Here is a 25,219-nt window from a genome sequence, read left to right as displayed (position 1 = left end):
CTAACGGAGGCCAAGCGTCCACATCAATATCCACCTGCGACGCGGAGCCGTGCAACCGACGGGGCCCCTGCCCGGCGCTCGACGGCTCAGTGACCGCCGAGTTCCTCGCGGATCTGCGCCACCACCCGAGCCGCCGCCTGCCGGACGGCGTCCGTCTCGGTCAGGAAGTGCCAGTAGTCGGGATGCCGCCCCTCCAGCGTGCCGATCGCCCGCTCCAGCCGGGCCACCGCGTCGTCCAGCGGACGGGCGTGCCGGGGATCCGGGGTCGTGCGGCCCGTCATGGCCAGCCGCTGGGCGTCCCGGATCGCGAACCGGGTGCGCTCGATCTCGGTCTGCGGATCCTTCTGCACGGCGTTCAGCCGTGTGAGCCGGTCGCCGGCGGCCGACACCGCCTCGTCGGTCGCGTTCAGCAGCGCCCGTACCGTCGCCAGCAGCGAGGCGGCGTCCGGCCAGCGCTGGGCGTCCCGGGCCGTCTGCGCCTCGCGCAGCTTCTGCTCGGCCTGCCCCACGTTCTGCGTCGCCTGCTCGGGCACGTGCTGCAGGTCCTGCCAGCAGGCGGCCGCGAACCGGCGCCGCAGCTCGCTCAGGACCGGGTCCACCTGCCCGGCCCGGGTGGTCAGCGCCTGGGCCCGGGTGCGCAGGCTGACCAGCCGGTGGTCGATCTCGGCGGCCTTCTCCGGCAGCCGCTCGGCCTCGGCCCGGATCGCCCCGGCCTCCCGCTGCACCCGCTCGGCCCGCTCCAGCGTCTGCGCCGCGCCGTGCTGCCCGGCGCCCTGGTTCAGCCTCGTCAGCTCCGGGGACAGCGCGGCGAGCCGGCCGGCCAGGTCGTCGGCGCGCAGCCCCTGCTCCCGTACGGCGTCCAGGGCGTTGCTCGCGGCCAGCAGGGCCTGCCGGGCCCGCTCCACGGCCGGTGCCAGCCGGGCCAGCTGCGTCTCGGCCTTGCCGAGCAGCGGCCCGAGCGAGGTGCCGAACCGGTCCAGTTCCTGCTTGACCCGGATCAGCTCGTCCTTGGCGGAGGTCAGCTCCGCGCGCGCCTGGGAGGCCGTGGCGGCCTCCAGGTCGTCCCGGTCCAGGTCATGGGCGTCGACGGCCTGGATGTAGCGCCGGCTGACCTCGTCGATGCGCTGCCCGAGCGCCTCGAAGTCGGTGACGGCCCGCCGGGCGGCGGGGGAGTCGTCGACGGCCGTGATGGTCTCGATGGAGATCCTGAGGTCCCGCTGGGCGGTGTCCAGTTCGTAGAACGCGGCCGCCGCGGCGTCCTTCGCCGCCTGCGCCTCGGCCCGCTGGCCCTCCGCCCGGCCGCCGAACCAGCGCCGGGTGCCCCCGCCGGCGAACGCGGCGGGCAGGGCGAGCGCGGCCAGCACCGGCAGGCTCATCAGGGTGAGGGTGTCGCGCAGGGCCGTGGCCCCGGACCGGGCCCGGATGGCCGACGGCGGGTACGACCGCATCGCTGGCGTGCCCCGTGTCGCCGTCACATCCCTCTCCCGTGTGGTGGTCCGCCGTGGGTGGTGTCATTCTCCCACCCGTTGTAGACGAACACACGGGCCGGTCAGTTCGCCGTACGGACCGTGACCTTTCCGTTCGCGGAGTCCGCGGACACCGTGTGCGGGCTCCGGTCGTCCCGGGGCACGGACACCGAGACGCCTCCGTTGTCCGATTCCGCCTTCACCACGTGGTACGCGGCGCGGGGCAGGGCGACGGTCACCGGGCCGTTGTCGCTGGTGACGTCCACGCGGTCCGGCACCCGGCCGAGGGTGAGGTCGACCGGGCCGTTGCTGGTCTCGGCGTGCACGCGCGACGCGGCGGCCTCCGCCCGGATCGGGCCGTTGTCGGAGCGCAGGTCCAGCGGCCCGGTGGAGTCGGTGACGTGCACCTCGCCGTTGCTGGTGTGGATGCCGAGCGCGTCGGCGAATCCGTGCGCCCGCACGCTGCCGTTGCCCTCGTCGACGTCGACCCCGACCCCCTGCGGCACCTCGATCCGGTACTTGGCCGAGCAGTCGGCGATGAGCCCGGAGCAGTGCATCCGCAGTCTCAGCCGGTCGTCCTGGAAGGACCAGCTCACCGTGGGCCCGCCGCCGACGACGACCTTCCCCTCGAACCACCGGGTGACCTGGACCGTCCCCGCCTTGTTCCCCTTCGCGGCGACGATCTCCAGCCCCGCGTCGTCGGAGTCGACGGTGAGGGTGCGGCCGTGCAGGGCGAAGGACCGGTGGTCGGGGTGGGCGTCGTCGTCCGCGGACGCTCCGCAGGCGCTGACGCCCGCGACGAGCACGCCGGTGACGGCCGCCGTCACGGCGGCACGTGCGGGAAGGGAACGGGCCTTACGGGCCATTGGAATCTCCCCCTGTACCGGTTCGCCGGGTCGCGGCGCCCGGATCAACTCGGTCTCCGCCGACCCTAGATGATCACCACTCGCGCCTTGGATCCGGCAGCCTCCCGGACCCGGGGTGGGGTTAACCCCCGTAAGCCGTGGCCCGCCCTCACACGTTTGCGGTGCACCAGCCCCGGCAAGGTAGGCTGTCGACTCGTCCTGGGTGCAGCCCGGGTGCCGGGTGCGTAGCTCAGGGGTAGAGCGCCTGCCTTACAAGCAGGATGTCGGCGGTTCGAAACCGTCCGCGCCCACCAGGATCAGTGAGCAAGTTCAGAGGCCTTCCGGTGAGATCACCGGAAGGCCTTTCCCGTACCTGGGCGAGGAAGGCTGCGGTCGGGGGCTCTTCTCATTGCCGGGCGTGCTTCAGTCTGGTGCGGGCGTCCACGCGGTCCGCTGCCGCGACCTCGGCCCAGAAGCGGTGCGTGCTGACGAACACCGCCAGTTCGTGCTCGCGGCGGCGCAGCTTCTCCACCTCGGCCTGTTCGTCCGCGGTCCAGCCCGGGGACGCGGGCCGCTCCACCTTGCGCCAGCCGTTGTCGTCGCTGAATCCGTCCACCGGCTCCACCGACCAGGGAAGTCGCTTGAGCAGAGCCGACAGCTCGGCCCGGACCTGATGCAGCTCCTCCTGACCGGCAAGGAGGTCACTGGGAAATTCATAGGTCGTCGCCACGCGGCAATGCTACGCCTGTTCGATTTTGTGGAGCGAGCCGCTTTGCGGGACAGGGGGGAGGTTCAGCCGAACGGGTGATCGGGCCGGTGTGGGGTGCCAGGGGCGGACCCGCTCAGGCGGTCGACAGGCCCGCCCGCGTCGCGAGGCTTCCCAGGGTCGCGTGGAGCGCCCGCCGTTCGGGCTCGTCGAGATGTGCGGTCAGTTCGCCGTCCAGGGTCGTGGCCTCGGCCGTGCAGGCGGCCAGGAGTTCGTGGCCCCGGTCGGTGAGCGTGAGCACCTGGCGGCGGCGGTCCTGCGGGTCGCGCACCCGGCGCAGCGCGCCGAGGGACTCCAGATGGTCCGCGAGGGACACCACCAGGCTGGGGGCCACGCCGAGTCGGCCCGCCAGGTCCTGCTGGGAGGCGAACGAGCCCTGGCCGAGCGCGGTGAGCAGGCCCACGTGCTTGGGCTTGAGGTCGAGGCGCTCGATGCGCCCGGCGAAGCGGTCGCCGACCACCGCGCCCAGAGTGCCGAGCCGGAACACCAAGGTGTCCGGCAGCCCCGCGGAACCCTTGACTTCATTCATGCCGGTGATGAGACCTTCCGGTAAATCATTCATAGTGCGAATGATTCTGACGGTGAGTGAATCCTCGGAAGGTACAGAAGGTACCGGTGGGGGAGGCCGCCGGCCCAGTGGCCGCTGAACCACTGGGCCGACGGGCGTCCTCAGTGGCCGGCGGCCCGCAGTTCGTCCATCAGGCGCGCCGCCACCGGCACCGGTACGCCGTGCCGGCCGGCCGCGCGCAGCAACGCCCCGCCGATCGCGTCGAGTTCGAGCGGGCGGCCCGCCTCGGCGTCGCGTTGCATGGACGACTTGGCGGCGGGCGGGAAGGCGTCGTACCGGGCCAGGGCCTGGCCCGGGTCCGCGGGGGCGCCGCAGGCGCGGCTGACGGCGGCGGTCTCGGCGACCAGGGACTCCAGTTCCGCACGGTGCCGGGTGCGGACCTCGCCGAGGGGGATGCCGTAGCGGGTGGTGAGCAGGGCGAACGGGGCGAGGAAGGCCATCTTGGCCCACAGGGCCGCCGTCTCGTCGTCGAGCACCCGGGTCGTCGCACCGGCGGCCGCGAGGACGGCCGCCAGCTGTTCGAGGCGGGGACGGGGGACGGTGTCGCCGGCCAGGTCGATCTCCGTGAACGGGCTGCCGTGCTCGATCACGCCCGGGGCGAGGCGGGTGGACTCCACGCGGATCACGGCGGGGGCCACGCGGTCGGGGCGATGGCGGGCGCGCAGGGCCGCGGGGTGCTCGACGCCGTTCAGGAGCGGTACGACGAGGGCGTCGCCGAGGGCGCCGGGCGGGACGCGGGTGAGGGCGGCGTCCAGGGCGGTGTGCTTGACGGCGATCACGCAGGCGTCCACCGGTTCGCGCAGCTCGGTGTCCGCCTCGACGGGGGCGGTGAAGTCGCCGAACTGGCGGCTGCGGACCTGGATGCCGGTGCGGCGCAGGGTGTCGGCGGTCTCTTCCCGGGCCAGGCAGACGACGCGGTGGCCGGAGCGGGAGAGGAGGGCGGCGAGGAGGCCGCCGGTGCCGCCGGGGCCGAGCACGGCCACGGTGTTCTTGGTCGCCATGAGGCTGTTTCCCTTCGTCGGTCGGCCCCGTGGATCGGTGGCCGCCTTCGCCGTGATCGTCGCATCGTGGCGCGGTGTGCGTGAGACTGGGGGCATGTGCCGGAGCATCAAGACGCTGCGTCCGCCCGTACTGCCCGATGAGGCCACGGACGAGGACATCCACGCCGCCGCGCTGCAGTACGTGCGGAAGGTCTCGGGGTTCCGGGCGCCCGCCGCGCACAACCGCGAGGTCTTCGATCGCGCGGTGGCCGCGGTGGCCGAGGCCACGGCCGAGCTGCTCGGGGACCTGGAGGTACGGGGGCAGTCGGCGCGGAGCGCCACGCCCCACGGTCCGGCGTGACGGACGGCAGGGACGACAAGCGCGAAGCGACGCGCGGGCAACGGTCACGCGTCGGCCGTTCCCTCTGACTCACCGTCAAGATCCTTTCCAGGCAAGAGGGTTCGGCTTCGGCGTGCCCGCGTGGGGTGCGCGCCGGGGGGTGGAGGCCGAAGACATGGCCAGATGTTGAACTTGCAAGCATTGGTTAGGTGGCCCTAACCTGGCCTCTCATTCGGTACCGCCGCCCCCACGACCGGCCTACGTCCCCGGCCGGCCCGAACGACACCGAAGAGGAGAAACACCCTCATGACCGCACGTCTCAACTCCGCTCAGCCCTATGCCCTCGGGCTCTTCCGCATCGTCGTAGGCCTGCTCTTCGCCGTGCACGGCGCCGCCTCCCTCTTCGGCGTCCTCGGCGGCGCCGCCGGCACCCAGGGCGGCACCATCGCGGCCGGTACCTGGCCCGGCTGGTACGCGGCAGTGATCCAGCTCGCAGCCGGAGCCCTGGTGCTCCTCGGCCTCGGCACCCGCGGGGCCGCGCTGGTCGCCTCGGGCTCGATGGCGTACGCCTACTTCGACGTCCACCAGCAGGCCGCGCTGTGGCCCATCCAGAACGGCGGCGAGATGTCGGTCCTGTTCTGCTGGGCGTTCCTCCTGCTGGTCTTCACCGGCTCCGGCGCCTTCGGCCTCGACCGGCTCGTCGCCCGCCGCACGGCCGAGGACACCGGGGCCGCGGCCGAGCGGACCCCGATAGCGGCCTGACGCGAACAGCGCCCTTCCCCGCCGCGAGGGGGGAAGGGCGCCGCGTCGTCTCCGGTCCGCTCCCGGTGGTGCGCCCCGCTGACGCGTCCTGCTGACGACGCCTCGTTCACGACACCTCGTTCACGACACCTGGCTCACGACACCTGGCTCACGAGGTCCGGCTCACGAGGTCGGACCGAACGGCACCGTGAAACAGGCCGCCCGGCTGCCCTTGGTGCCGGGCTCGCTGTGGATCACCACCGAGGCGGCCTCGCCCTTGCGGAAGCTCCAGTTGTGCTGCGCGGCGCCCATGCCCGTGCCGTGACTGTCGGACTTGAAGTCCAGCCAGACCTCGTTCTGGGCGCTCATGTGGGCGGCGTCCATGCCGGCCTTGTCCTGGTAGTGCGAGCCGGCGGCGGCGGGGTCCGCCGCGCAGGCCTTCTGATGGACGTGGGCCCCGAAGAGGTGGTTCGGTTTGACGCCGACCATGCGCAGTTGGACGGTGGTCACGCCGTTGCTCTGGGTGTGCTGCCGCACCCGGATCCAGGCGCCGGTCGGGACGAGGGTCTTGTCGTACGTCACCGCCTTCGCCGTCGCGGACGCGCTCGGTGGAGCGAACTGGCCGACGGTCTCCAGTGAGACGCCGGGAGTGCTCGCGCTCCCGGTCGCGAACAGGGCTGCGGCGAGGGCGCCCGCGTATACGGCTGCGACCATGATGTGCACCTTTTCTCTGCTCGTATGCGCCGTTTCGTTCGAGGGGTGGGCCTCGACTCCGTGGAGCGGGCCCCTCTTCGTTGCTACGGGACGCGATACGGCTCTGCAGCCCTAAGCGTGCCATTCAGGTGAAAAATGCCACGTAGGCCTCATGTGCCCGACAAGTCCAGCGAGGCCCCCCGAGGCCCTGCTGTCACACCCCCGGCGTACGCTGTACGGCTGTCAACGGGGGAGTGACGGGAGTCGTCGTGTTCGAGAGTCTGGGGGCATTGGCCACCGGACCGTGGATCTATGCCGCGGTGGTCGTGTCGGTGGTGCTCGACGTGTTCGTGCCGGTGCTGCCGAGCGGCGTGCTGGTCATCACGGCGGGTACGGCAGCGGCCGCGGGGTCGGGCGCGGCCACGGGCCGGGTCGCACACGCCGTGCCGGACCTCCTGGTCCTGATCCTCTCCGCGGCGACCGCCTCGGTCCTCGGCGATCTCCTGGCCTACCGCCTGGCCTGGCGCGGCGGCGAGCGGCTGGACCGGGCGATAGCCCGCTCCCGGCGGCTGACCGCCGCGCAGGAACGTCTCGGCGACGCCCTGGCCCGGGGCGGTGGCGCACTGGTCGTGCTCGCCCGCTTCGCCCCCGCGGGCCGCTCGGTCGTCTCCTTCTGCGCCGGCGCCGCCCATCGCCGGGCCCGCGACTTCGTCCCCTGGTCCGCCCTGGCCGGCCTCTCCTGGGCCGCCTACAGCGTCGCCCTCGGCTACTACGGCGCCCAGTGGCTCGGCGCGACCTGGCTCGCCACGGCCGTCTCGCTGGCCGCCCTGTTCGGCGCGGGCGCCGCGGCGGGCTTCCTGATGCGCAGGCGGCCCGCCTCCTGACCGCTCGCGCCGTGCCGCGTTCGCCGGCCGCGGCAGCTCCCCGGGGCGCGGGGAACTGTGCGACCGGCCACGACGGGCCCGCGGTCTCCGTGCGCTCTCAAGCCCTGCGGTGTGCTCCCGAACCCTGCGCGCGGTGCGAACTTCAGCAGCCCGCCAGGTCCTTCGTCAGGGCCGTCTTCTCGGCGGAGTCGACCGAGAGGTTGTAGTAGTACTTCACCTGCACCCAGGCGCGGACGTAGGTGCAGACGTAGGCGGACCGGGACGGGATCCAGGTCGCCGGGTCCTGGTCGCCCTTGGCCTGGTTCACGTTGTCGGTGACGGCGAGGAGCTGCGGGCGGGTCACGTCGTTGGCGAAGGCCTGCCGCTGGGCGGTGGTCCACTTGCTCGCGCCGGAGTCCCAGGCCTCGGCCAGCGGGACGAGGTGGTCGATGTCGACGTCGGAGGGGGAGGTCCAGGTCGCGCCGTCGTACGGGGAGTACCAGCTGCCGCTGGTCGCGGTGCAGGCGGAGTTGGTGACGACGTTCTCGCCGTCCCGCTTGAGGATCCACTCACGGGTGTTGCAGGTGCCGGAGATGGTGATCCAGGTCGGGAACTTGTCGCGGCTGTACCCGGTGCGGTTCTCGGTGGCGACGGTGAGCTGGGAGAGGTAGCTGCGGGCGGTGCTGCCGCTGACCGGTGTGGGGAGGGCGGCGGAGGCGCTCGGGGAGTTGAACAGGGCGGCGGAGGCGACGACGCCGGTGAGGGCGGCGAGTATGCTCAGCCGTCGACGCGCGTAGAACTTCGGCATGCGAACTCCCTTGTGAGGTGGGGGTGTTGGAGCGCGAGCCAGGGAATGCTCGCGGTGCCGTGTTGCCGGAGGGTGAGCGCTCGGTAAGAAGCTAGTGACGCGCGCATGTCAAGGCAAGGTTCGCGACGGATTGACGTCCGAACCTTCACATCCCGTACGATGGGGAGCGCAGAAGGGGAGTAGCTCTTCGCCGGACCGTCGACATACTGCTCAGCGAGCCTGAGCCGGCGCCCGGAGGCGGACCTCGTGCGGGCCGCCAGCGAGACCTTCGGCAAGCAGTGCACGTCCGCGTCCCGTGACGCGGACGCCGTGTGTGCTGCCATGCCGAGGTGTCAGCGCGTGACGTACCACACTCTCGGCGGGGCAGCCCCGACCGATTGAGGAACCTTGATCAGCATCACCGTGACGGCGCTCGTCTTCGGCGTCATCTTCCTCGCCGAACTGCCGGACAAGACCGCGCTCGCCGGCCTCGTCCTCGGCACCCGTTACCGCGCGAGCTACGTCTTCGCGGGCGTCGCCACCGCCTTCCTGCTGCATGTCGTGCTCGCCGTCGCGGCCGGCAGTGTGCTGACCCTGCTGCCGCAGCAGATCGTGCACGCCGTCACCGGTGTGCTCTTCCTCGGCGGCGCGGCGATGCTGCTGCTGAAGAAGGGCGACGGCGACGAGGAGATCAAGAAGCCGGCCGACCAGTCCTTCTGGAAGGTCGCGGGCACGGGCTTCATGCTGATCCTCGTCGCCGAGTTCGGCGATCTCACTCAGATCATGACCGCCAACCTCGCCGCCCGCTACGACGACCCGATCTCCGTCGGCCTCGGCGCGACGCTCGGCCTGTGGGCCGTCGCGGGACTGGGCATCGTCGGCGGAAAGGCCCTGATGAAGAAGGTGCCGCTGCGGCTGATCACCCAGATCGCGGCGCTGCTGATGCTCGGGCTCGGCGTGTGGAGCCTGTACGAGGCGGTGGCGGGCTGAGCCCGGCGGGCGGCGGCGCGGTGGCCGGAGGGCGAGCTGAACGGTCGGTGAACCCTTCCGGGAGGTGGTGGCGGGAACCGCAGGTGTTTTGTACCGTGGAGGAACAAAGTGGCTCCCGCCCGTTTTCCCTGACCGGCGGGCGGGGCCGCCTTGTCCCTCCCGATGTCTCACCCGACATCCCGCCGGACAACCCGCCCGACGTCCCGACCGACGCCTTTCGGCACGGGGTCCTTCCGCTCCTGGAGCTGCCGATGACGGCCACCGCCGCGCCCACCGTCCTCACCACCCGTGCCCTCCTGCTCGACATGGACGGCACCCTCGTCAACTCGGACGCCGTCGTCGAGCGCATCTGGCGGCGCTGGGCCGAGCGGCACGGTCTGGACGGCGACGAGGTGATGAAGGTCGTCCACGGCCGGCAGGGGCACGCCTCCATGGCCGTACTGCTGCCCGACCGGCCGGTGGAGCAGAACTTCGCCGACAACGCCCGGATGCTCGCCGAGGAGACCGCCGACACCGACGGCGTGGTCGAGATCCCCGGCGCTGCCGACTTCCTCGCCTCGCTGCGCGGTCTGCCGCACGCGCTGGTGACCTCCGCCGACGTCGCGCTGTCCACCGCGCGCATGGGCGCCGCCGGGTTGCCGCTGCCCGAGGTCCGGGTCACCGCGGAGTCGGTCGGGGCGAGCAAGCCCGATCCCGAGGGCTTCCTGAAGGGGGCCGCCGAGCTGGGTGTGGATCCGGCCGACTGCGTCGTGTTCGAGGACTCCGGTGCCGGTATCGCCGCCGGGCGCGCCGCGGGGGCGCTCGTGGTGGGGGTGGGTCCCCGTGCCGGGCTCCACGAGCCCGATGCGGCCGTGCCCGACCTCACCCGGGTGCGGGTCGAGGCGGTCGGTGACGGGACGATCCGGCTGCACATCGGCTGACGCGGCGATGCGGCTTCCCGCCGGGGCGGGGTGCCGTGCCGGGGGCGCGCCCGGTCACGGCTCCCGTGTCTCGGCCTCCAGGCTCTCGCGGGTCGCCGGCCCGTACACGCCGAGGGTGTCGTCCCGGATGCCGCGGGCCAGTTGGTAGGTGCCCACCGCGTCCTCCACCGAGCGGCTGTAGACGCCGTCGATCCGGTCGTCGTAGAGGTCCAACTGCCGCAGCCGCTGCTGGAGTTCGGCCACTCCCGGCCCGCGGTCGCCGCACCGGAGCACCGGGGCGGTGGCGGGTGAGGTCCGTGCGGCGGGGGACGTCGTCAGGGACGGGGCGGGGGAGGCCGGGCGGGACGTGCCGGCGGACGGGGTCGGCGTCGCGGTCGGCGAGGCGGACGCCGTGGCCGACGGACTCGGACGGGTCGCCGGCGCGGAGGGCGACGGTACGGGCGCGCGGGGCGCGGTGGGGGAGGGCGATGCCGTCGGTGACGTCGGGCCCGGTGCGCTGACCTGCGGGACGCTCTCCCGGACCGCCTGGGCCGCCGGTTCCCGGGACGGCGGGTGATAGCTGAACAGCCCGCTCGCGAACCCGGCCGCCGCCACGACCGCCACACCGGCCCCGGCCACCGACAGCAGGACGGTACGGGGTGACCGCCGACGCGACGACTCACCTGCCCGGACCTCGACGGCCGGCAACGCTCGGGTCTCCGCGCCGTCGCGCGGCATCGGGACGGCGTCGGGTGGCATCGGGACGACGGGCGGCGCCTCGGCGGCGGGGAGGGTGTCGTCGGTCGGCTCGGAGCGGGGCTCGGTGACCTCGACGTACGGTCGTATCCGCAGGGGGCCGAAGTCCTCCGCCGCTGCCGCCTCGGCCGTGCGTGTCTCGCGCAGTGCCTCGGCGGCGCGTTCGGTGCAGTCGCAGGACGGGCTGTGGTCCGGTCCTCGCGGTGCCCCGCACTCCGGGCACGTATGGCGCTCGGAATCACTCACGCGTTCGCCCACTCCCCTCGTGTCCCCTCACGAACCTTTGAGACTAGGCGGACCTGCGGCGGATCCGTCGTCGGAAACGCCGCACTCAACAGGCCATAAACGGTGACACCGACCACGATGGAAGAGGTTGCACCCGAGCCCCGGGAGGTCTCCATGGCCGTGGACGCGCACGGTACGAAGAAGCAGGCGGAGGCCGCCGAGCACGTCCCCGGCAATGTGTTCGTCTCGATCGGCGCCCTGCTCCTCGGGCTGCTGCTCGCCGCGCTCGACCAGACGATCGTGTCGACCGCGCTGCCCACCATCGTCAGCGACCTCGGCGGCCTGGAGCATCTGTCCTGGGTGGTCACCGCCTATCTGCTGGCGTCGACCGCCGCGACCCCGCTGTGGGGCAAGCTCGGCGACCAGTACGGCCGGAAACGGCTGTTCCAGACCGCCATCGTGATCTTCCTCGTCGGCTCGGCGCTGTGCGGGATGGCGCAGAACATGCCTCAGCTGATCGGGTTCCGCGCGCTGCAGGGGCTGGGCGGCGGCGGGCTGATGGTGCTGTCGATGGCGATCGTCGGCGACATCGTGCCGCCCCGCGAACGCGGCAGGTACCAGGGGCTGTTCGGGGCCGTGTTCGGCGCGACCAGTGTGCTGGGTCCGCTGCTCGGCGGGCTGTTCACCGAGCATCTGAGCTGGCGCTGGGTGTTCTACGTCAATCTGCCGGTCGGTGCCCTCGCGCTCGCCGTGATCGCCACCACCCTGCACATCCCGCGCCGCACCGCCCACCACGTCATCGACTACCTCGGCACCTTCCTGATCGCGGCCGTCGCCACCTGCCTGGTCCTCGTCGCCTCCCTCGGCGGGACGACGTGGGCCTGGGGCTCGGCGCAGACCATCGGGCTCGCCGTGCTGGGCGTGCTGCTGGCCGCGGCGTTCGTGGCCGTGGAGCGGCGGGCCGCCGAACCGGTGCTGCCGCTCAAGCTGTTCGGCATCCGCACCTTCACCCTCGCCGCCCTCATCAGCTTCATCGTCGGCTTCGCCATGTTCGGCGCGATGACGTATCTGCCGACCTTCCTCCAGGTCGTGCACGGCGTCTCGCCGACCATGTCCGGGGTGCACATGCTGCCGATGGTGTTCGGGCTGCTGCTGTCGTCCACGGCGTCCGGGCAGATCGTCAGCCGCACCGGCCGCTGGAAGGTGTTCCCGGTCGTCGGCACCGCCGTGACCGCCATCGGCCTGCTTCTGCTGCACCGGCTCGACGAGCACAGCTCGACCGCCGAGATGAGTGTCTACTTCTTCGTGTTCGGCCTGGGGCTCGGCCTGGTCATGCAGGTCCTGGTGCTCATCGTGCAGAACGCGGTGTCGTACGAGGACCTGGGCGTCGCCACCTCCGGCGCGACCTTCTTCCGCTCGATCGGCGCCTCCTTCGGCGTGGCGATCTTCGGCACGGTCTTCGCGAGCCGTCTCGGCGACAAGCTGGCCACCGCCTTCCGGGGCGTGGCCCTGCCCCCCGGCGTCGACGCGAACGCGCTCAAGTCCGATCCGCGCGGGATCGCCGCCCTGCCGCCCGCCCTGCGCCCGGCGGCCCTGCACGCGTACGCGTCGGCCATCACCGACGTCTTCCTCTACGCGGCCCCCGTCGCCGTCCTCGGCTTCCTGCTGGCCTGGCTCCTCAAGGAGGACCGGCTGCGTGGCTCGGTCACCGCGCCGGACGCCTCCGAGACCATCCCGCCCAACCCGGTCGAGCGGTCCTCCTACGACGAGTGCTGCCGGGCCCTGTCGCTGCTCGGCACCCGCGAGGGCCGCCGCGAGGTGTACCGGACGATCACCGAACGGGCCGGGTACGACCTGCTGCCCGCCGCCAGCTGGGTGCTGCTGCGCATCCGCAAGTACGGCTCCGTCGAGCCGGGTGTCCTCGCCGAGCGCAGCCCCGTCCCGCTGGACGTCGTCCTCGCCGCCGCCCGCCAGGTCGAGGAACGGCGCCTGGCCGAACGCCGGGGCCTGGACCTCTACTTGACCGAGTCGGGCCGCGAGGTCGCCGACCGGCTCGCGCGCGCCCGCGAGGAGTCGCTCGCCGAACTCCTCGGCGACTGGTGGCAGCCCGGCCGCTCGACCGATCTGACACAACTGGTCAGGGAACTCACCGACGAACTGTGCGGCACCGAACGCGAGCGCCCGCACGACGAGTCGACGACCAGGACCGGCTGACTGCGAGCGGACCGCGCACCTCGGCGCGGTTGCCCGGCGAGCTGCCGCAGACCGGACGGGCGGCGGCGGAACCGGCGTCGAGGTGCCACGGGGCGTCGTCCACCCGCACCGCGTGCCGGACTTCACCGCCGTCGCCGGCTCCCCGCGCAACCGGTGCCGCGCGGTCCGGGCCGGACGGCGCTCGCCGCTCCGCCGCGACCGGCCGCGACGTTCCCCGCGCCCCGCGGCGGCCATGTCGGCCGGGCGGTGCGCACACTGTCTGTCGTGAATCGCACCGATCGCCTCTACGCCCTCGTCGAGGAGCTGCGTGCCGCCGCTCCCCGCCCCCGTAGTGCCCGGCTGCTGGCCCGGCGTTTCGAGGTCAGTGTCCGCACGATCGAGCGGGACCTCGCGGCGCTGCAGCAGTCCGGGGTGCCGATCCACGCCGAGCCGGGCCGCAGCGGCGGGTACGTCCTCGACCGGGGGCAGACCCTGCCGCCGCTCGCCATCACTCCGGCCGAGGCGACCGCCCTCGCCGTCGGGCTGCAGACGCTGGCCGGGACGCCGTTCGCGGCGGACGCGCGCAGCGCGCTGCACAAGGTGCTGGCCGTGATGCCACAACGGGAGCGCACGGCGGCGGCCGAGCTGACCGGGCGGGTACGGCTGCTCGTCCCGGCGACCCGTCCGGCGCCACCCGCCGGGCCGGTGGTCCCCGCCGCGCTGCGGGAGGCGCTGACGGCCGGGCGGGTGCTGCGGCTGGAGTATGCCGACGCGGCGGGCCGGGTCACCGTCCGGGACGTGGAGCCGCTCGGTTTCCTCGGTGGCGCGGGGCACTGGTATCTGGCCGGGTGGTGCCGGCTGCGAAGGGCGCCGCGCGGGTTCCGGCTGGACCGGGTGCGCTCCGCGACGGCCCTGGACGAGCGGGTCCCGCGGCGGGACTTCGACCTCGGCGCCATCGGCACCCTCGGTTCCGATGTCGTACCGCTCGACGCGGCGACCGTGATGTGACGGTAATCACCGACAGGGGGGTGTCGCGCGGCGGGCGGAGGCTGATGCCCATGACAACGACCCAGCCGACAACCGGCATCCCCCTGACCCCCGCCACCGGCATCGCTCTGTTCGAACGCTGGACCGCGCTGTGGAACGGCGACTTCAGCGACCCGGAGGCCTTCCTCGCCCCCGGCTTCCGAATCCGCTTCGCCAATGCGCCCGAGCGGGCGGCTGTCACCGACGCGGTGCACGGCGCCGCCGGGATCGTGGGCCTGATCTCCGACTTTCGTGCGCAACAGCCCGCACTGGTCTACACCGTCGACGGGACGGCGCTGGTGGACGCCGGCCTCGGCCAGGTCGCCTGCCGCTGGTACGTGACCCAGGCGGACGGCACCTGCAAGAGCGGGATCGATCAGTTCCAGGTGGTGGACGGGCGGATCTCGGCCGTCTGGTCGGTGAGCGGCCTGCGCCGCTTCGCCGACTGACCGACCGGTCCCCGCCGGTCCGCTGTCGGACCTCCGACTACTCGACGGCGTCCGTGGCGGCGGCCCTGCGCTGCCGCCAGGTGCGCACGACCTCCTCGACGTCGTACGGCTTCCTGCCCAGCGGGGGGCCGGGCGGCGGCTTGAACATCATGTCCTTGATCTTGACGTTGACGTCCTCGATGATCTGCCGCGCGATCCGCTCCGACGGAGCCGCGTACGCCGCCTCCAGCGCGTCCTCGGCCTCCTTGCGCAGAGCGAGTGCGGGCGGCAGGACGGACAGGCCCTCGCGAGCCATCTTCCGTTTGATCCACCACAGTTCGTCGTAGACGGAGTCGACCTCGGTGGGCAGCGGCTCGCCCGCCCCCGGCAGTCGCTCGAAATCACCGCGCCCCTGCGCGTCACGGATCTGCTTGTCGACCCACGAGTCGAACGGCACACCCGGTGGCTTTCGCTCGGTCATGACTCCATTGTGCCGGACGGCGCCCGGCCGGGCGTTCTATCATGCGGCGGCAGGGGAATCCGGCCGCCGTGCAGGGGCGTCGAACGACGTCGAAGGACGTCGGACGTGGAACGTCACAGGGGGGAACGCACGTGCTCGAACTCACCATGGCCACCGTCTCCGGGGCCGACGCGGGTGCCACGGCCGGGATGGCGATGGCCGAGGCCCCGAGCGAGCCGGGCGCCGTGCTCCGGCTCGGCCGGGACGCGGCCGTGTGCCGGCTGGTCACCCCGGACGACTGGCTGTTCGTCTCGCGTGTGCACCTGGAGTTCGTCTGCGGCCCGGACGGCGCCTGGCAGTTGACCTGGCTGCGCGGCTCCCAGCCCGAGCCGTCCTCCGAGGTCCGGCTGCTGCTCGGGGAGTACGCGCAGCCCGTCGGCTACGGCGCGACCGTACGGCTGCCGCACGGCGGGTCCGGCGAGATCGTCGTCCAGGACCGCACCGCGCCGCGCAGCGTCAACGTCGGCTTCTACCACGAGGCTTGAGCCGAGGCTCGGGCGTGCCGGAGCCGGTTCAGGCCAGCACGCGGGCCAGCGCGAAGCCGTCGTAGCCCTTGCTGCCGACCGTCTGGATCGCCGTGCCGGTCAGCCGCGGATGGGAGGCGATCAGCTCGATCGCCGCGCGCGTGCCCACCACGTCGGGATCGGTGCTGCCCGCGTCGCTGACCCGGCCGTGGCGCACCACGTTGTCCAGGACGATCAGGCTGCCGGCGCGGGTGAGGCGCAGCGCCCACTCCACGTAGTGCTCGTTGTTGGCCTTGTCGGCGTCGATGAACACGAGGTCGAACGGGGCCGGGTTCTCGTCGGCGAGCTTGGGCAGCGACTCCAGGGCGGGGCCCACCCGCACCTCCGCGATCCGGTCCAGGCCGGCCCGGGCGATGTTCCGGGTCGCCACCTCGGCATGCCTGGCGTCGTACTCCAGCGACACCAGTCTGCCGTCCTCGGGCAGGGCGCGGGCCAGCCAGATCGTGCTGTAGCCGCCGAGTGTGCCGATCTCCAGGATGTGCCGCGCGCCCTGCACCTGGGCGAGCAGGTGGAGGAACTTGCCCTGTACCGCCGTGACGGCGATCTGCGGCAGCCCGGCGGCGTCGTTCTCCCGCAGGGCCGCCAGCAGTGCCTCGTCGTCGGGGGCGAGCCGGCTGGTGAAGTAGTCGTCGACGTCGTCCCAGAGCTGGGGGTCGCTCATGCTTCTGCTGCCTTTCCCGAGTGTCTGCCCTTCGCGTACGACATCGTCTCAGCCGAGGGGCGCCGACGGTGAGATCGGCGGCGGGGGCTGCACGGGCGGCGGCGGAATCACCGGCCGCCGGGAGCGCCGTACGACCCTCACGGTGATCGCGGCGGCGGCCGACAGCAGGACACCGCCGACCGTGAGCAGCCAGGCCGGGATCCCGGCGACCTCGCGCAGCCGGTCCTCGTAGATCACCTGCTGGACCGGGGTGTCGGCGGCGGCCCGGACCAGCTCGTGGTCGCCAAGGATGCGGTCCGGCTCGGGGAACTGCTGGGTGAGCGCGGTCAGATACGGCGTGCCGGCGGCCAGCGCGCCGAGGGCGCCGCCGTGCGGATGGACGCGGCCCGCGAAGACCACGCTGGGCTGCATGCCGCCGATCGCCGTGCGCGTGCGCATGCGGTGCGCGGCGAGGACGTACAGGCCGAGCGACTGCGGGGTGCTCGCGAGGCGGGACAGCCGCATCGGGTACACCGGGGCGTCCGAGGCGAAGGTGAGGTGGAGGGGATCCAGCGCGCCGTGCAGCGTGCCGCCGGTGCCGTCCGGGGCGAGGCGGACGGCCACGTACTCCCAGTGCCGGTCGACGTACGGCTGCAGGGCCGTCCTCAGACGGGCGGGGAGGGGGAAGCCGTGGGTGTGCAGCCAGTCCTCCAGGGCGGCCGGGTCGGTGGCGGTCAGCCGGGCCACGTCGAAGGGGCCGAGCCGCTGGCGGTCCACGACACCGACGGCGGAGCCGCCGCCGGGTACGGGGGCGTCGGCCGCCAAGTCGTTGTCGTCGAAGGGCCAGTCGCCGTCCCGCGGCCAGAAGTGATGGCGGGTGCGGTGCACGGGGGCCATGGCGGTGGCCAGCTGGTCGAAGAGGGCGGGGTCGCCGAGGCGGACGGTGGCGCGGTGCGGGACGGGCATGATCCAGGCGGCGTGCCGCGCGTCGCCGTTCACCGTCAGCCGCATCACGATCTGCTCCCGCCGGCCGTCCCAGCGCAGCACGGACTGCTCGTTGCTGACGGATATCCGCGTGGCCGGGTCCGGCACCATCGCTCCGCACCCACAGGCGTAGGCCGGTGCGACGAGCCAGCTCAGCTGGATACCGAGGAGTGCGAGGACCAGGGCAAGTATGCGGGCACGGGCGCGTTTCACAGGCCTACAGACGACGCGGACCTGTCAACGGTTCCGGCGCCGCGGCGGGGTACGACCCGTACCCCTACGGCGATCAGCGACTCTCCACCGCAGGGGCGGAGCCCGGCAGCGGCCGGCCCGCACACTCCGACATCCGCCACACCGCGAAACCGCCCACGACAGCCGCGGCCATCATGTAGTACGCGGGCATCATCATGTTCCCCGTCGCGCCGATCAGTGCCGTCACGACCAGCGGCGTCGTGCCGCCGAACAGGGACACGGACACGTTGAACCCGATGGACAGGGACCCGTACCGCACCCGCGTCGGGAACAGCGCGGGCAGCGCGGCCGGCATGGATGCCGTGAAGCAGACCAGCAGCAGCCCGAGTGCCCCCATGCCCAGCGCGACGGCGAGCAGGCTGCCCTGGCGGATCAGCAGCAGGGCCGGGACGGAGAGGAGGAGGAAGCCCGCGCAGCCGGCCGCGATCACCGGACGCCGGCCGATCCGGTCGGTCAGCGCGCCCGCGAACGGCTGGACGATCATCATCAGCGCCATCACGCCCAGCACGACCAGCAGACCGTGCGTCTCGTCGTACTTCAGCTCGCTGGTGAGATAGCTCGGCATGTACGACAGCAGCATGTAGTCGGTGACGTTGAAGACCAGCACCAGGCCCATGCACAGCAGCAGCGGCTTCCACTGTCCCGCGACCATCTCGCGCAGCGGCACCTTCGGCCGCGAGGCCTCGGCCTTCTCGACCTCCGCCGCGAACGCCGGCGTCTCCTCCAGCCGCATCCGCAGATAGAGACCGATGATGCCCATCGGGCCCGCGATCAGGAACGGGATGCGCCAGCCCCACGCCACCAGATCGTGCGAGGACAGCAGCGCGGTCATCAGGGTGACCAGGCCCGCACCGCCGATGTAGCCCGCGAGCGTGCCGAACTCCAGCCAGCTGCCGAAGAACCCGCGCCTCTTGTCCGGGGCGTACTCGGCGATGAAGGTCGACGCGCCCGCGTACTCACCACCGGTGGAGAAGCCCTGCACCAGACGGGCGGCCAGCAGAAGCAGCGGCGCGCCCACGCCGATCGTCGCGTACGACGGGATCAGGCCGATGGCGAACGTGCCCGTCGCCATCATGATCATCGTGAGGGCGAGCACCTTCTGACGGCCCACGCGGTCGCCCAGCGGGCCGAAGACCATGCCGCCGAGCGGCCGGACCAGGAAGGCCGCCGCGAACGCTCCGAACGTCGACAGCAGCTGCGCGGTCGGGTTGCCGGACGGGAAGAAGACCTTGCCCAGGGTGACGGCGATGTAGCTGTAGACGCCGAAGTCGAACCACTCCATCGCGTTGCCGAGCGCGGCCGCCTTCACGGCGCGCCTGACCAGCGCGGGGTCGGTGACGGTGACCTCGGTGGGGGCCTGTGCGGCCCGCGAGGGCTTCGGCTGCGGGGGGATGGCAGTGGCGGTCGCCAAAACGGGGCTCGCCTACCTTTCGACGGGGACGGGGACGGGGGCGTGGTCCGTGGGGCGACACTGCCGGGAACGGGCCTAAACCGACCATAGGGGGACTTCGGGGCGTTACGGTGCGTACCCACTTAGCTGCATATTGCGGCTAAGTGGTGTGTACGCAGGTACGTCTGCCCGCCCGGCCTCTCGTACACCACCCCCGCGCTGTGACGCTTCTCGCGCCCCGGGCAAGGAACCGCACACCCCGCCGACTATCGTCTTCCGGACAAAAGGAGGACGACCGTCAGGTGAATCGAGAGTTTCCTGCGTCCTCCCTCCGGGGGTGCGCGACCCTCCATGGGGTGCGCGGAAGAACTCGGCGTGAACGGCGCCGGGACGGACGGGGCGGGAGGCCGACGGGGCGTGGCGAACGTGGAGCACAGCGGGCGAGCGGTGGACACCTTCGGAACGGCCCCTGACGAGGCACGGCTGCGCGCCGCCCGGCTGGGCCTGTGGGCCGTGGCGGTGATCCTCGCGGTACGGCAGCTGGCCGTCGTCCTCACCACACCGAGCACCGAGCGGCTGACCGCCCTGGAGACCTGGGTCGGACCCCAGGGCGTCCTGCATGTGAACGGCTCGATCTACGACTCGACCCGGTTCACCGGCACCCCCTTCGCCGGCCTCGTCCTCAAGCCCCTCACCCGCTCCGCGCAGGCCGCCCTCGGCTGGGGCTGGACCTTCGGCACACTGCTGCTGGTCGTCGCCCTCGGCCTGATCGCCGCCCGCGCGCTGCCCCAGCCGATCGGCCGCCGCACCTCCCTGCTGGCCGCACCGGTCGCGATCAGCCTGCTCATGCTGTCGCTGCCGGTCCGCAACGCCCTGTGGCTCGGCCAGACCAGCATCATCCCGGTGCTGCTCGTCCTGCTCGGCTGCTTCACCGTACGCGGGGAGCGGGGGAGCGGGCTGTGCATAGGCCTGGCCGCGGCTCTGCAGCCGACCATGCTGCTCTTCGCCCCGCTGCTGTGGTTCACCGGCCGCCGCCGGGCCGCCGCCGCCACGACCGGCACGTTCGCCGCCTGCACCGCGCTCGCCTGGGCGGCGCTGCCGCACGACTCGTACGCGTACTGGGTGCACCACATGGCCGGGACGGGCCTCGGCGGCAACGCCGACGCCCTCGGCAACCAGTCCCTGCACGGCGCCCTGCTCCGGCTCGACCTGACCGGACCGGTGGAGATCGCGCTCTTCCTGGTGCTCGGCGCCGCCGTCGCGGCCCTCGCCCTGCGCCGCGCCGTGCGCTACGCCCGCGACGGCCAGCTGCTGCTCGCCGTCGCCATCACCGGCTGCGCCGCCATCGCCGTGTCACCCACGGCCTGGCAGTACCAGCTGCTGTGGGTGCTGCTCGCCATGGTCGGCCGGGTGGGGAAGCGGGCCTCCGACCGCTATGTCTGGCCGGTGGCCGTCGTCCTCGTCACTACCCTCCCGGCGAAGATGATGCTGCCGAACATGTCGATGATGTACCCGCTGCGCGACAACCTCGTCCTGCTCGCGGCGGTGGCCGCCGCCACGGCCGTCCCCTTCCTGTCCCGGACGTCCCCCCACTACCAGACCCCGATCGCGACGCAGTACGCGCCACAGCCCCCGGCCCGCTTCGCGCGCGTCCCGCTCCTCCCCTTCCTCCGCCGGGTCCTGACCCGCCCGAACCTCCTGCTGGAACTGCTGCTCATCCGGGTCGTCTACGCCGCCTACCAGCAGGTCCGCCTCGCCGCGACCGGCGGCACCATCTCCGGCGGCCGGGCCCGCGCCGAGCACCACGGGCACATCGTGCTGGACATCGAGCGGTTCCTGCACATCGACATCGAGCACGCGGTCAACCACGCGGTGGCGAAGGTCGGCTGGCTGCGGAACTTCTTCGACTTCTACTACGAGTCCTTCCACTTCGTGGTCCCGCTGACGGTCCTCGCCGTCCTGTACTGGCGCCGCCCCGCCGACTACCGCTGGGCCCGCGCCTCCCTCGGCTTCGCCACCTTCCTCGCCCTGATCGGCTTCTGGCTCTTCCCGCTGGCCCCGCCGCGCCTGATGCCCGCGCTCGGCATGATCGACACCGTGCACGGCGTGCAGGACTTCTCCCAACCGAACTACGGCACCCTGACCGCGCTCACCAACCAGTACGCGGCGATGCCGTCGCTGCACTTCGGCTGGGCCCTGTGGTGCGGCGTGGTCATCGCGATCATCGCCCCGAAGTGGTGGATGAAGGCCCTCGGCCTGCTGCACCCCCTCTTCACCGTCTCGGCCATCGTCGCCACCGGCAACCACTGGGTGCTCGACGCGGTCGGCGGCGCGGCGGTCGTGAGCGCGGGCTTCGGCCTCTCGTACCTCCTCCAGGGCCCACGCGCGGCTGTGAAATCGGCGGGGGTGCAACTCCCCAGGGGGCGCGGGGAACTGCGCGACCAGCCGTCCACGGAACCACACCCGGCGACGAACCCGTAGACCCGTCTGCCCGCCGCCGTCGCACGGGCCAGCTCGCCGGCCGTCGGTGTCAAGCGACCGTGGGGCCGCCCGCTTCTCGGCGATTGTCGTGCTTCCGTGAGCTGCGTCAAGGGAGCTCCCGTTCCGCTGCGCTCCACTCCCGCGTCGCCTTCGGCGATCGGCCTGCGGCCGACCCTTGAGACACCTCACTCCAGCACGAGGGAGAAGCGAGCGGGCAGCCCGGGGAAAGTGGCCGCCATACCGGTACCAGCCCCTTGGGTCGGTTGCGTACGCGGTGTCCCCTCCGCTGACGGCTTCCCTGTCAAGTCTGTGCGTGTTACATGTTCTCCTTTATCACCCTACTCGGCCGGCTTTCTGGATCAGTCTCCCTTGTGCGCTTTTCTGTCCATTTTCGCCTGGTCCTGTCGCGCCTTCTCCACTAATCGGTTCTCCTCCGCTTGGAAGGAGTCGAAGAGGGTCTTCAGTTGCCTCATACGGCCTTCGTGATCAGTGCGCCAGTTATCGGCATTCTTGCCGATCCAGGCTTTCGGCATCATCTTGTCGACGTTCTTCATTGCGGTGCGAATTTCGCTCACCGCGTTCTCTATCGCGTTCATGTCCTGACGGCACATGTAGTCGAGGCGATCTTCTTGGGGTATCCCCATGAGCGAGAATCATTCCCTCATTTGGTGTTGGCGCGGACAGTGAGCGCGGGCACGGTCTTACCGGACATCGTGTTGCTTCCCATGACCAGTACTCGGTCACCCATCTGCGTGACGAACCATGGCATGGTGCAGGGGCTGTCGAGGGCGGGGTACTGCTCGCCGGCCGGGCAGATGCGATCGTGGGTCGCCTTGATGAGTACAGTGCCGGTCGTCTTTCGGACGTGAATCACGTACGAGGCGTATTTCGCGGAGTTACCGACGGAATACACGCCTCTTGCGTAGAAGCCGCCTCCGAGAGCAGGAGCCAGGGCTTGAGGGGAGAGTGCCGAGATCGGTATACGGCTGCCGGGCACCTTGCCGGAGATCGGCAAGCGGTGCGGGGCCTGGCCCAGGGGCAGGACGAGCATATCGGCGAAGGTTTGGCCGGTCAGCTGGACGTAGGCGGTTCCTGATGCATCGACGGTGCCGAACACCGCGAGTTTCCCGCCGTGACTGCCGTAGAGCGAAGTCGCCTTGTCATCCTTGAGGGCCCATACGCTCTTGCCGTCCAGGACGATGATCGAGCCGTCGGGACGCACTCCGATCGGCCTTGGCTCCACGAACTGATGCGACGTCCGCACGAAGCCGGAGGCGCCCTTACGGTTGACCTGGAGCAGACCGCTGTCCCCGCCGATGATCACGCCACCGTCGGGTGTGGCTGCCATGCCGTGGGCAGCGCCTGGATACGAGACGTGCGCGAACCGGCTGACCTTTCCTTGTGGTGTCATGCGCAGGATGTCGAAGTTCCCGCCAGCATTCATCATGTAGACGTTGCCCGAGCGGTCCCAAGCCAAGGAGCTGCTCCAGGCGCTTCCGGCAACGGCGTCATCGACGTCATAGCGCGTGCTCAGCTCACCGAGGGCGAACGAGGACACCTTGCCCTGCTCCGGATTGGGGAGGACAGCCTGCGCGTCGCCGCCTGCCGAGCAGGCAGTGAGCGGCAGTGTCATCGCGGCCGCCGGAATGAGGACGCGCCGCGTCCAAGCCCGGATCCTACTTGCCATCAGGTGACACCTCCGCATGGGAGAAGCCGCTCTGGAAAGCATTTATGTACGTAGCCCGATCGTCTTGCGTCGACGACCAGTTGTTGAAGTCGCCGTTGTTCCAGGCATTCGCGGCGACGGTCTTGGTCCGAGGGTCGTACCAGGGCGCGTTCGCCGGATCCGGAGGCGGAATCTTCCCCGCACGGATCAGCCCCTGCGCGATCGCCGGAGAGAAGGTCAGATACTGCTGCTTTGCTTGTTCCTGGTTGAGTCGCTCCTGTTTGTCCGCGTTACTCGTGGAGAAAGGGTCCTTGTCCGGGGCGATGATAGTTCTTCCCACGGTCACCAGGTTCTGGGAGTACTTGAGCCCTTTTGCGGCCAGCTGGGCCGCACCCTGGAGTGTTTCCCCCTCCGGGGTCGACGGCGCGGGAATCCATCCAAAGATGTTCCCGGCATAGTTGAGGACCATCAGGTTGTGCTTGTGCTCCTCGTCCAGTTGCTGGGCCTCGGTGTACTTGGCGCCGAGTTTCGCCTTGGTGAACAATCCGGCGATATGTCCCATGTTGGTGAGGTCATTGGTGGCATGTGCGCTGCCCGCCGCCTCCGAGACCTGCCCGTGCAGCGTGGTGTCGAACATGGCCGCAGCATCGGGGTTGTCCTTGGCGAACAGTTCCATGACATTGACCAGATCTTCGGGGTTGGAGCCCAGAACATGGCGGGAGTAGCCACGCGATTCGGGGCCCGCCAACAGGCTGGTGGCGCCGAGCTGGTCGGCCCAGGTGGCCGTGATGCCGGCCAGGGCGACGGCGGTGCCCTTGGGGTAGATCTGGAACTGCTCCTTCTTGTCGGCGTCATCCCGGTTGAAGAAGGTGTCCTTTTCCTTCGCCGCCGCGGTCAGGATGTTGCTGGCCGCCAGGCCGGACTGGTCGGCGTGCTCGGGGCTTCGGTCGTTGGCCGCGAGGGTGAGGACGCGGCGCACTGCGTCGGACTCGTCGATCGGTCCGTTGGGGCCCGGCGTCTCCCAGTGGTAGTCGACCAGTTGCCTGGCGTACCGCAGGCCCGCGCCATCCGGTGCGGTGAGCAGGTCGCGGGATGCCTCTGGGTTCTCGCCTATGCGGTTCATCAGGGCGAGAGCGGGGTCGTTGGCCTGGATGGCCGTGATGAGCCGTGAACCGTTGTCCGGGTCGGTGTACTGGGGGTCCAGATCGATCGACTGGTACCAGTTGTGGACGCCTGGCGAGGTGTAATAGCCGTACGTGCCGCTGCTTCCGATGCGGGGCATGTAGTCGGGCCGCATTCCGTTCCGTCCCGACTGCTTTGCGCGCCAGTCCAGCATCGCCCCGCCGGCATCGGACAGCACCTTCGGGTTCCACTGATCGCCTCTCGGGCCGTACTTGAAGAGCACGCCGACGGACCACATGTCGCCGTTCGGCGGGTTGGTCAGTGCTGCGAGGTAGTTGGGCGCCGGGTGGGGGTAGTTGCCCTTGACCGCCAGGTCGCTCATGACCTGAGTGGCCTTGCCGTACTGGGCGAGGATCTTCTCGGACTGTGGGTTGAACACGGCCCCGTTGTGGGTGCCGTCCTGTTCGTGCAGGATGCTCGGCACCCTGGTGGCCTCAGTGATCCCACCGGCGATCATGAACGCTGTCATGTATGCGGGGTCGTCCTGATGGTCGGCAAGAGAGTGGGCGATCGTCTGGATGTCCTCACGGGAAGTCGCGGACTTCGGGTCGTCGAGTGCCTTCTTTAGGATCGCGGCCTCCTGCTGAGCCTCCTTGGCGCTCTGCGCGCTGAGGTCCTTCATGTCCCACGGGATGTTGATGATGTTCCCGTCCGGAGTGCACAGCCCGATCGAGTCGCCGGCCTCCTCCAGAGTGCGGGCCAGATCGGCGCGCTTGGACATGTCACGGAAGTCGTCGCCCACCGCCCGCGTCTGCTGGGCGATCAGGGACAGGTTGACGCTGCCGTCCCAGGCCTTGAAGTTCTTGCGGATCAAGGTCCCGTGCCTAGCCAGAGCCTGTTCCAGGTCTCCGAGTCTGTCCGCGAGCTTTCGCACCCGAGCAGGGTCGACGCCGACGTACTCCCCCATGAAGCAATGCTCCTTTGTGTGACCGTGACAGCTTGCAGTGATCGACCGCGGTCAGCGGCGACTGGTTCCTGGCTCGCGGCTAACCCGGGCCCTGACCGGCCGGGTGG

25 protein-coding genes and 1 tRNA gene are annotated in these 25,219 nt (G+C 71.2%); 11 read left to right on the top strand and 15 right to left on the bottom strand.

Translation table 11 applies throughout. The features are described 5' to 3' along the window. Nucleotides 1-86 precede the first annotated feature (86 nt). Nucleotides 87-1,448 carry a coiled-coil domain-containing protein gene (locus AQI95_RS16575; protein WP_208614203.1) on the bottom strand — a complete coding sequence of 454 codons (1,362 nt, stop codon included), beginning with the start codon at nucleotides 1,446-1,448 and terminating at the stop codon, nucleotides 87-89. A 101-nt stretch (nucleotides 1,449-1,549) separates the two neighbouring features. Further along, on the bottom strand, nucleotides 1,550-2,332 hold the full coding sequence (locus tag AQI95_RS16570; RefSeq protein ID WP_067123597.1) for a DUF4097 family beta strand repeat-containing protein: 783 nt from the start codon (nucleotides 2,330-2,332) through the stop codon (nucleotides 1,550-1,552). 218 nt (nucleotides 2,333-2,550) lie between these two features. Between AQI95_RS16570 and AQI95_RS16565 the strand changes: the two genes are divergently transcribed. Further along, nucleotides 2,551-2,625: transfer RNA gene (locus tag AQI95_RS16565), tRNA-Val, on the top strand. Between the two features lie 92 nt (nucleotides 2,626-2,717). Here AQI95_RS16565 and AQI95_RS16560 read toward each other — a convergent pair. From AQI95_RS16560 to AQI95_RS16550, 3 genes are all read right to left on the bottom strand, one after another. Continuing rightward, on the bottom strand, nucleotides 2,718-3,041 hold the full coding sequence (locus AQI95_RS16560) for a hypothetical protein (protein ID WP_067123595.1): 324 nt from the start codon (nucleotides 3,039-3,041) through the stop codon (nucleotides 2,718-2,720). Nucleotides 3,042-3,153: 112 nt separating this feature from the next. Next, nucleotides 3,154-3,606 (bottom strand): MarR family winged helix-turn-helix transcriptional regulator, encoded by a 453-nt coding sequence (locus AQI95_RS16555; RefSeq protein ID WP_067123593.1) that lies wholly within the window; start codon nucleotides 3,604-3,606, stop codon nucleotides 3,154-3,156. A 140-nt stretch (nucleotides 3,607-3,746) separates the two neighbouring features. Further along, nucleotides 3,747-4,646 carry a ketopantoate reductase family protein gene (locus AQI95_RS16550; protein WP_067123591.1) on the bottom strand — a complete coding sequence of 300 codons (900 nt, stop codon included), beginning with the start codon at nucleotides 4,644-4,646 and terminating at the stop codon, nucleotides 3,747-3,749. Nucleotides 4,647-4,740: 94 nt separating this feature from the next. Between AQI95_RS16550 and AQI95_RS16545 the strand changes: the two genes are divergently transcribed. Together AQI95_RS16545 and AQI95_RS16540 are read left to right on the top strand one after the other, a co-directional pair. After that, nucleotides 4,741-4,986 carry a DUF2277 domain-containing protein gene (locus AQI95_RS16545; RefSeq protein WP_067124077.1) on the top strand — a complete coding sequence of 82 codons (246 nt, stop codon included), beginning with the start codon at nucleotides 4,741-4,743 and terminating at the stop codon, nucleotides 4,984-4,986. 285 nt (nucleotides 4,987-5,271) lie between these two features. Next, nucleotides 5,272-5,727, top strand: a complete 456-nt coding sequence (locus AQI95_RS16540; RefSeq protein ID WP_067123589.1) for a DoxX family protein — start codon at nucleotides 5,272-5,274, stop codon at nucleotides 5,725-5,727. Between the two features lie 162 nt (nucleotides 5,728-5,889). Here AQI95_RS16540 and AQI95_RS16535 read toward each other — a convergent pair whose 3' ends face one another. Continuing rightward, complete coding sequence (locus tag AQI95_RS16535; RefSeq protein WP_067124075.1) at nucleotides 5,890-6,420, bottom strand: superoxide dismutase; 531 nt, start codon at nucleotides 6,418-6,420, stop codon at nucleotides 5,890-5,892. A gap of 248 nt (nucleotides 6,421-6,668) precedes the next feature. On the opposite strand from AQI95_RS16535, the gene AQI95_RS16530 reads away from it, so the two are divergent. After that, a complete protein-coding gene (locus AQI95_RS16530) occupies nucleotides 6,669-7,283 on the top strand; it encodes a DedA family protein (RefSeq protein WP_067123588.1) in 615 nt (204 codons plus the stop codon). A gap of 142 nt (nucleotides 7,284-7,425) precedes the next feature. On the opposite strand, the gene AQI95_RS16525 is transcribed toward AQI95_RS16530, so the two are convergent. Continuing rightward, nucleotides 7,426-8,070 carry an HNH endonuclease family protein gene (locus tag AQI95_RS16525; protein ID WP_067123586.1) on the bottom strand — a complete coding sequence of 215 codons (645 nt, stop codon included), beginning with the start codon at nucleotides 8,068-8,070 and terminating at the stop codon, nucleotides 7,426-7,428. A 387-nt stretch (nucleotides 8,071-8,457) separates the two neighbouring features. Here AQI95_RS16525 and AQI95_RS16520 point away from each other — a divergent pair, with 387 nt between their 5' ends. Next, nucleotides 8,458-9,039 (top strand): TMEM165/GDT1 family protein, encoded by a 582-nt coding sequence (locus AQI95_RS16520; protein ID WP_067123584.1) that lies wholly within the window; start codon nucleotides 8,458-8,460, stop codon nucleotides 9,037-9,039. Between the two features lie 251 nt (nucleotides 9,040-9,290). Beyond that, nucleotides 9,291-9,959, top strand: coding sequence for an HAD-IA family hydrolase (locus tag AQI95_RS16515; RefSeq protein ID WP_067123581.1), 669 nt, complete (start codon nucleotides 9,291-9,293; stop codon nucleotides 9,957-9,959). A 54-nt stretch (nucleotides 9,960-10,013) separates the two neighbouring features. Here AQI95_RS16515 and AQI95_RS16510 read toward each other — a convergent pair whose 3' ends face one another. After that, complete coding sequence (locus tag AQI95_RS16510; RefSeq protein ID WP_067124073.1) at nucleotides 10,014-10,940, bottom strand: peptidoglycan-binding domain-containing protein; 927 nt, start codon at nucleotides 10,938-10,940, stop codon at nucleotides 10,014-10,016. A gap of 153 nt (nucleotides 10,941-11,093) precedes the next feature. On the opposite strand from AQI95_RS16510, the gene AQI95_RS16505 reads away from it, so the two are divergent. From AQI95_RS16505 to AQI95_RS16495, 3 genes are all read left to right on the top strand, one after another. Continuing rightward, nucleotides 11,094-13,133 (top strand): DHA2 family efflux MFS transporter permease subunit, encoded by a 2,040-nt coding sequence (locus AQI95_RS16505; RefSeq protein WP_067123579.1) that lies wholly within the window; start codon nucleotides 11,094-11,096, stop codon nucleotides 13,131-13,133. 264 nt (nucleotides 13,134-13,397) lie between these two features. Continuing rightward, the gene (locus AQI95_RS16500; RefSeq protein ID WP_067124071.1) at nucleotides 13,398-14,120 is read left to right on the top strand and encodes a helix-turn-helix transcriptional regulator; all 723 of its coding nucleotides are present in this window, start codon (nucleotides 13,398-13,400) and stop codon (nucleotides 14,118-14,120) included. A gap of 50 nt (nucleotides 14,121-14,170) precedes the next feature. Then, nucleotides 14,171-14,587: a nuclear transport factor 2 family protein gene (locus tag AQI95_RS16495; RefSeq protein ID WP_067123577.1), complete on the top strand. Its 417-nt coding sequence runs from the start codon at nucleotides 14,171-14,173 to the stop codon at nucleotides 14,585-14,587. A gap of 37 nt (nucleotides 14,588-14,624) precedes the next feature. On the opposite strand, the gene AQI95_RS16490 is transcribed toward AQI95_RS16495, so the two are convergent. Further along, nucleotides 14,625-15,047, bottom strand: a complete 423-nt coding sequence (locus AQI95_RS16490) for a DnaJ family domain-containing protein (protein ID WP_067123574.1) — start codon at nucleotides 15,045-15,047, stop codon at nucleotides 14,625-14,627. Between the two features lie 131 nt (nucleotides 15,048-15,178). Here AQI95_RS16490 and AQI95_RS16485 point away from each other — a divergent pair, with 131 nt between their 5' ends. Continuing rightward, complete coding sequence (locus AQI95_RS16485; protein ID WP_067123572.1) at nucleotides 15,179-15,571, top strand: FHA domain-containing protein; 393 nt, start codon at nucleotides 15,179-15,181, stop codon at nucleotides 15,569-15,571. Nucleotides 15,572-15,599: 28 nt separating this feature from the next. Here the strand turns inward: AQI95_RS16485 and AQI95_RS16480 are convergent, their stop codons facing one another. From AQI95_RS16480 to proP, 3 genes are all read right to left on the bottom strand, one after another. Next, nucleotides 15,600-16,271, bottom strand: coding sequence for an O-methyltransferase (locus AQI95_RS16480; RefSeq protein ID WP_067123570.1), 672 nt, complete (start codon nucleotides 16,269-16,271; stop codon nucleotides 15,600-15,602). Between the two features lie 48 nt (nucleotides 16,272-16,319). Then, on the bottom strand, nucleotides 16,320-17,447 hold the full coding sequence (locus AQI95_RS16475) for a DUF2330 domain-containing protein (protein ID WP_067123568.1): 1,128 nt from the start codon (nucleotides 17,445-17,447) through the stop codon (nucleotides 16,320-16,322). A gap of 73 nt (nucleotides 17,448-17,520) precedes the next feature. Then, nucleotides 17,521-18,897 carry a glycine betaine/L-proline transporter ProP gene (gene proP / locus AQI95_RS16470; protein ID WP_067123566.1) on the bottom strand — a complete coding sequence of 459 codons (1,377 nt, stop codon included), beginning with the start codon at nucleotides 18,895-18,897 and terminating at the stop codon, nucleotides 17,521-17,523. Nucleotides 18,898-19,293: 396 nt separating this feature from the next. Between proP and AQI95_RS16465 the strand changes: the two genes are divergently transcribed. Continuing rightward, on the top strand, nucleotides 19,294-21,357 hold the full coding sequence (locus AQI95_RS16465; RefSeq protein ID WP_067123563.1) for a bifunctional glycosyltransferase 87/phosphatase PAP2 family protein: 2,064 nt from the start codon (nucleotides 19,294-19,296) through the stop codon (nucleotides 21,355-21,357). A gap of 359 nt (nucleotides 21,358-21,716) precedes the next feature. On the opposite strand, the gene AQI95_RS16460 is transcribed toward AQI95_RS16465, so the two are convergent. From AQI95_RS16460 to AQI95_RS16450, 3 genes are read right to left on the bottom strand one after another with little or no spacing between them, the layout of a single operon-like run. After that, nucleotides 21,717-22,001: a hypothetical protein gene (locus tag AQI95_RS16460; RefSeq protein WP_067123561.1), complete on the bottom strand. Its 285-nt coding sequence runs from the start codon at nucleotides 21,999-22,001 to the stop codon at nucleotides 21,717-21,719. Between the two features lie 17 nt (nucleotides 22,002-22,018). Next, a complete protein-coding gene (locus tag AQI95_RS16455; RefSeq protein ID WP_159056531.1) occupies nucleotides 22,019-23,044 on the bottom strand; it encodes an NHL repeat-containing protein in 1,026 nt (341 codons plus the stop codon). Further along, nucleotides 23,034-25,019, bottom strand: coding sequence for a hypothetical protein (locus tag AQI95_RS16450; protein ID WP_159056530.1), 1,986 nt, complete (start codon nucleotides 25,017-25,019; stop codon nucleotides 23,034-23,036). The genes AQI95_RS16455 and AQI95_RS16450 overlap by 11 nt, the downstream gene beginning before the upstream one ends. Nucleotides 25,020-25,219 lie beyond the last annotated feature (200 nt).

It is taken from the genome of Streptomyces yokosukanensis (genome assembly GCF_001514035.1).
In the GTDB taxonomy this organism is placed as follows: domain Bacteria; phylum Actinomycetota; class Actinomycetes; order Streptomycetales; family Streptomycetaceae; genus Streptomyces; species Streptomyces yokosukanensis.
Note: the sequence above shows the minus strand (reverse complement) of the source record. Positions and strands in the feature narration are given on the sequence as shown.

Excerpts from the sequence above, each read along its gene's own strand:
- AQI95_RS16570 (WP_067123597.1), bottom strand. The coding sequence starts at position 2,332 with ATGGCCCGTAAGGCCCGTTCCCTTCCCGCACGTGCCGCCGTGACGGCG.
- AQI95_RS16515 (WP_067123581.1), top strand. The coding sequence starts at position 9,291 with ATGACGGCCACCGCCGCGCCCACCGTCCTCACCACCCGTGCCCTCCTG.
- AQI95_RS16460 (WP_067123561.1), bottom strand. The coding sequence starts at position 22,001 with ATGGGGATACCCCAAGAAGATCGCCTCGACTACATGTGCCGTCAGGAC.
- AQI95_RS16480 (WP_067123570.1), bottom strand. The coding sequence starts at position 16,271 with ATGAGCGACCCCCAGCTCTGGGACGACGTCGACGACTACTTCACCAGC.
- AQI95_RS16525 (WP_067123586.1), bottom strand. The coding sequence starts at position 8,070 with ATGCCGAAGTTCTACGCGCGTCGACGGCTGAGCATACTCGCCGCCCTC.
- AQI95_RS16545 (WP_067124077.1), top strand. The coding sequence starts at position 4,741 with ATGTGCCGGAGCATCAAGACGCTGCGTCCGCCCGTACTGCCCGATGAG.
- AQI95_RS16505 (WP_067123579.1), top strand. The coding sequence starts at position 11,094 with ATGGCCGTGGACGCGCACGGTACGAAGAAGCAGGCGGAGGCCGCCGAG.
- AQI95_RS16550 (WP_067123591.1), bottom strand. The coding sequence starts at position 4,646 with ATGGCGACCAAGAACACCGTGGCCGTGCTCGGCCCCGGCGGCACCGGC.
- AQI95_RS16575 (WP_208614203.1), bottom strand. The coding sequence starts at position 1,448 with ATGCGGTCGTACCCGCCGTCGGCCATCCGGGCCCGGTCCGGGGCCACG.
- AQI95_RS16490 (WP_067123574.1), bottom strand. The coding sequence starts at position 15,047 with ATGACCGAGCGAAAGCCACCGGGTGTGCCGTTCGACTCGTGGGTCGAC.
- AQI95_RS16495 (WP_067123577.1), top strand. The coding sequence starts at position 14,171 with ATGACAACGACCCAGCCGACAACCGGCATCCCCCTGACCCCCGCCACC.
- AQI95_RS16455 (WP_159056531.1), bottom strand. The coding sequence starts at position 23,044 with ATGGCAAGTAGGATCCGGGCTTGGACGCGGCGCGTCCTCATTCCGGCG.
- AQI95_RS16540 (WP_067123589.1), top strand. The coding sequence starts at position 5,272 with ATGACCGCACGTCTCAACTCCGCTCAGCCCTATGCCCTCGGGCTCTTC.
- AQI95_RS16555 (WP_067123593.1), bottom strand. The coding sequence starts at position 3,606 with ATGAATGAAGTCAAGGGTTCCGCGGGGCTGCCGGACACCTTGGTGTTC.
- AQI95_RS16535 (WP_067124075.1), bottom strand. The coding sequence starts at position 6,420 with ATGGTCGCAGCCGTATACGCGGGCGCCCTCGCCGCAGCCCTGTTCGCG.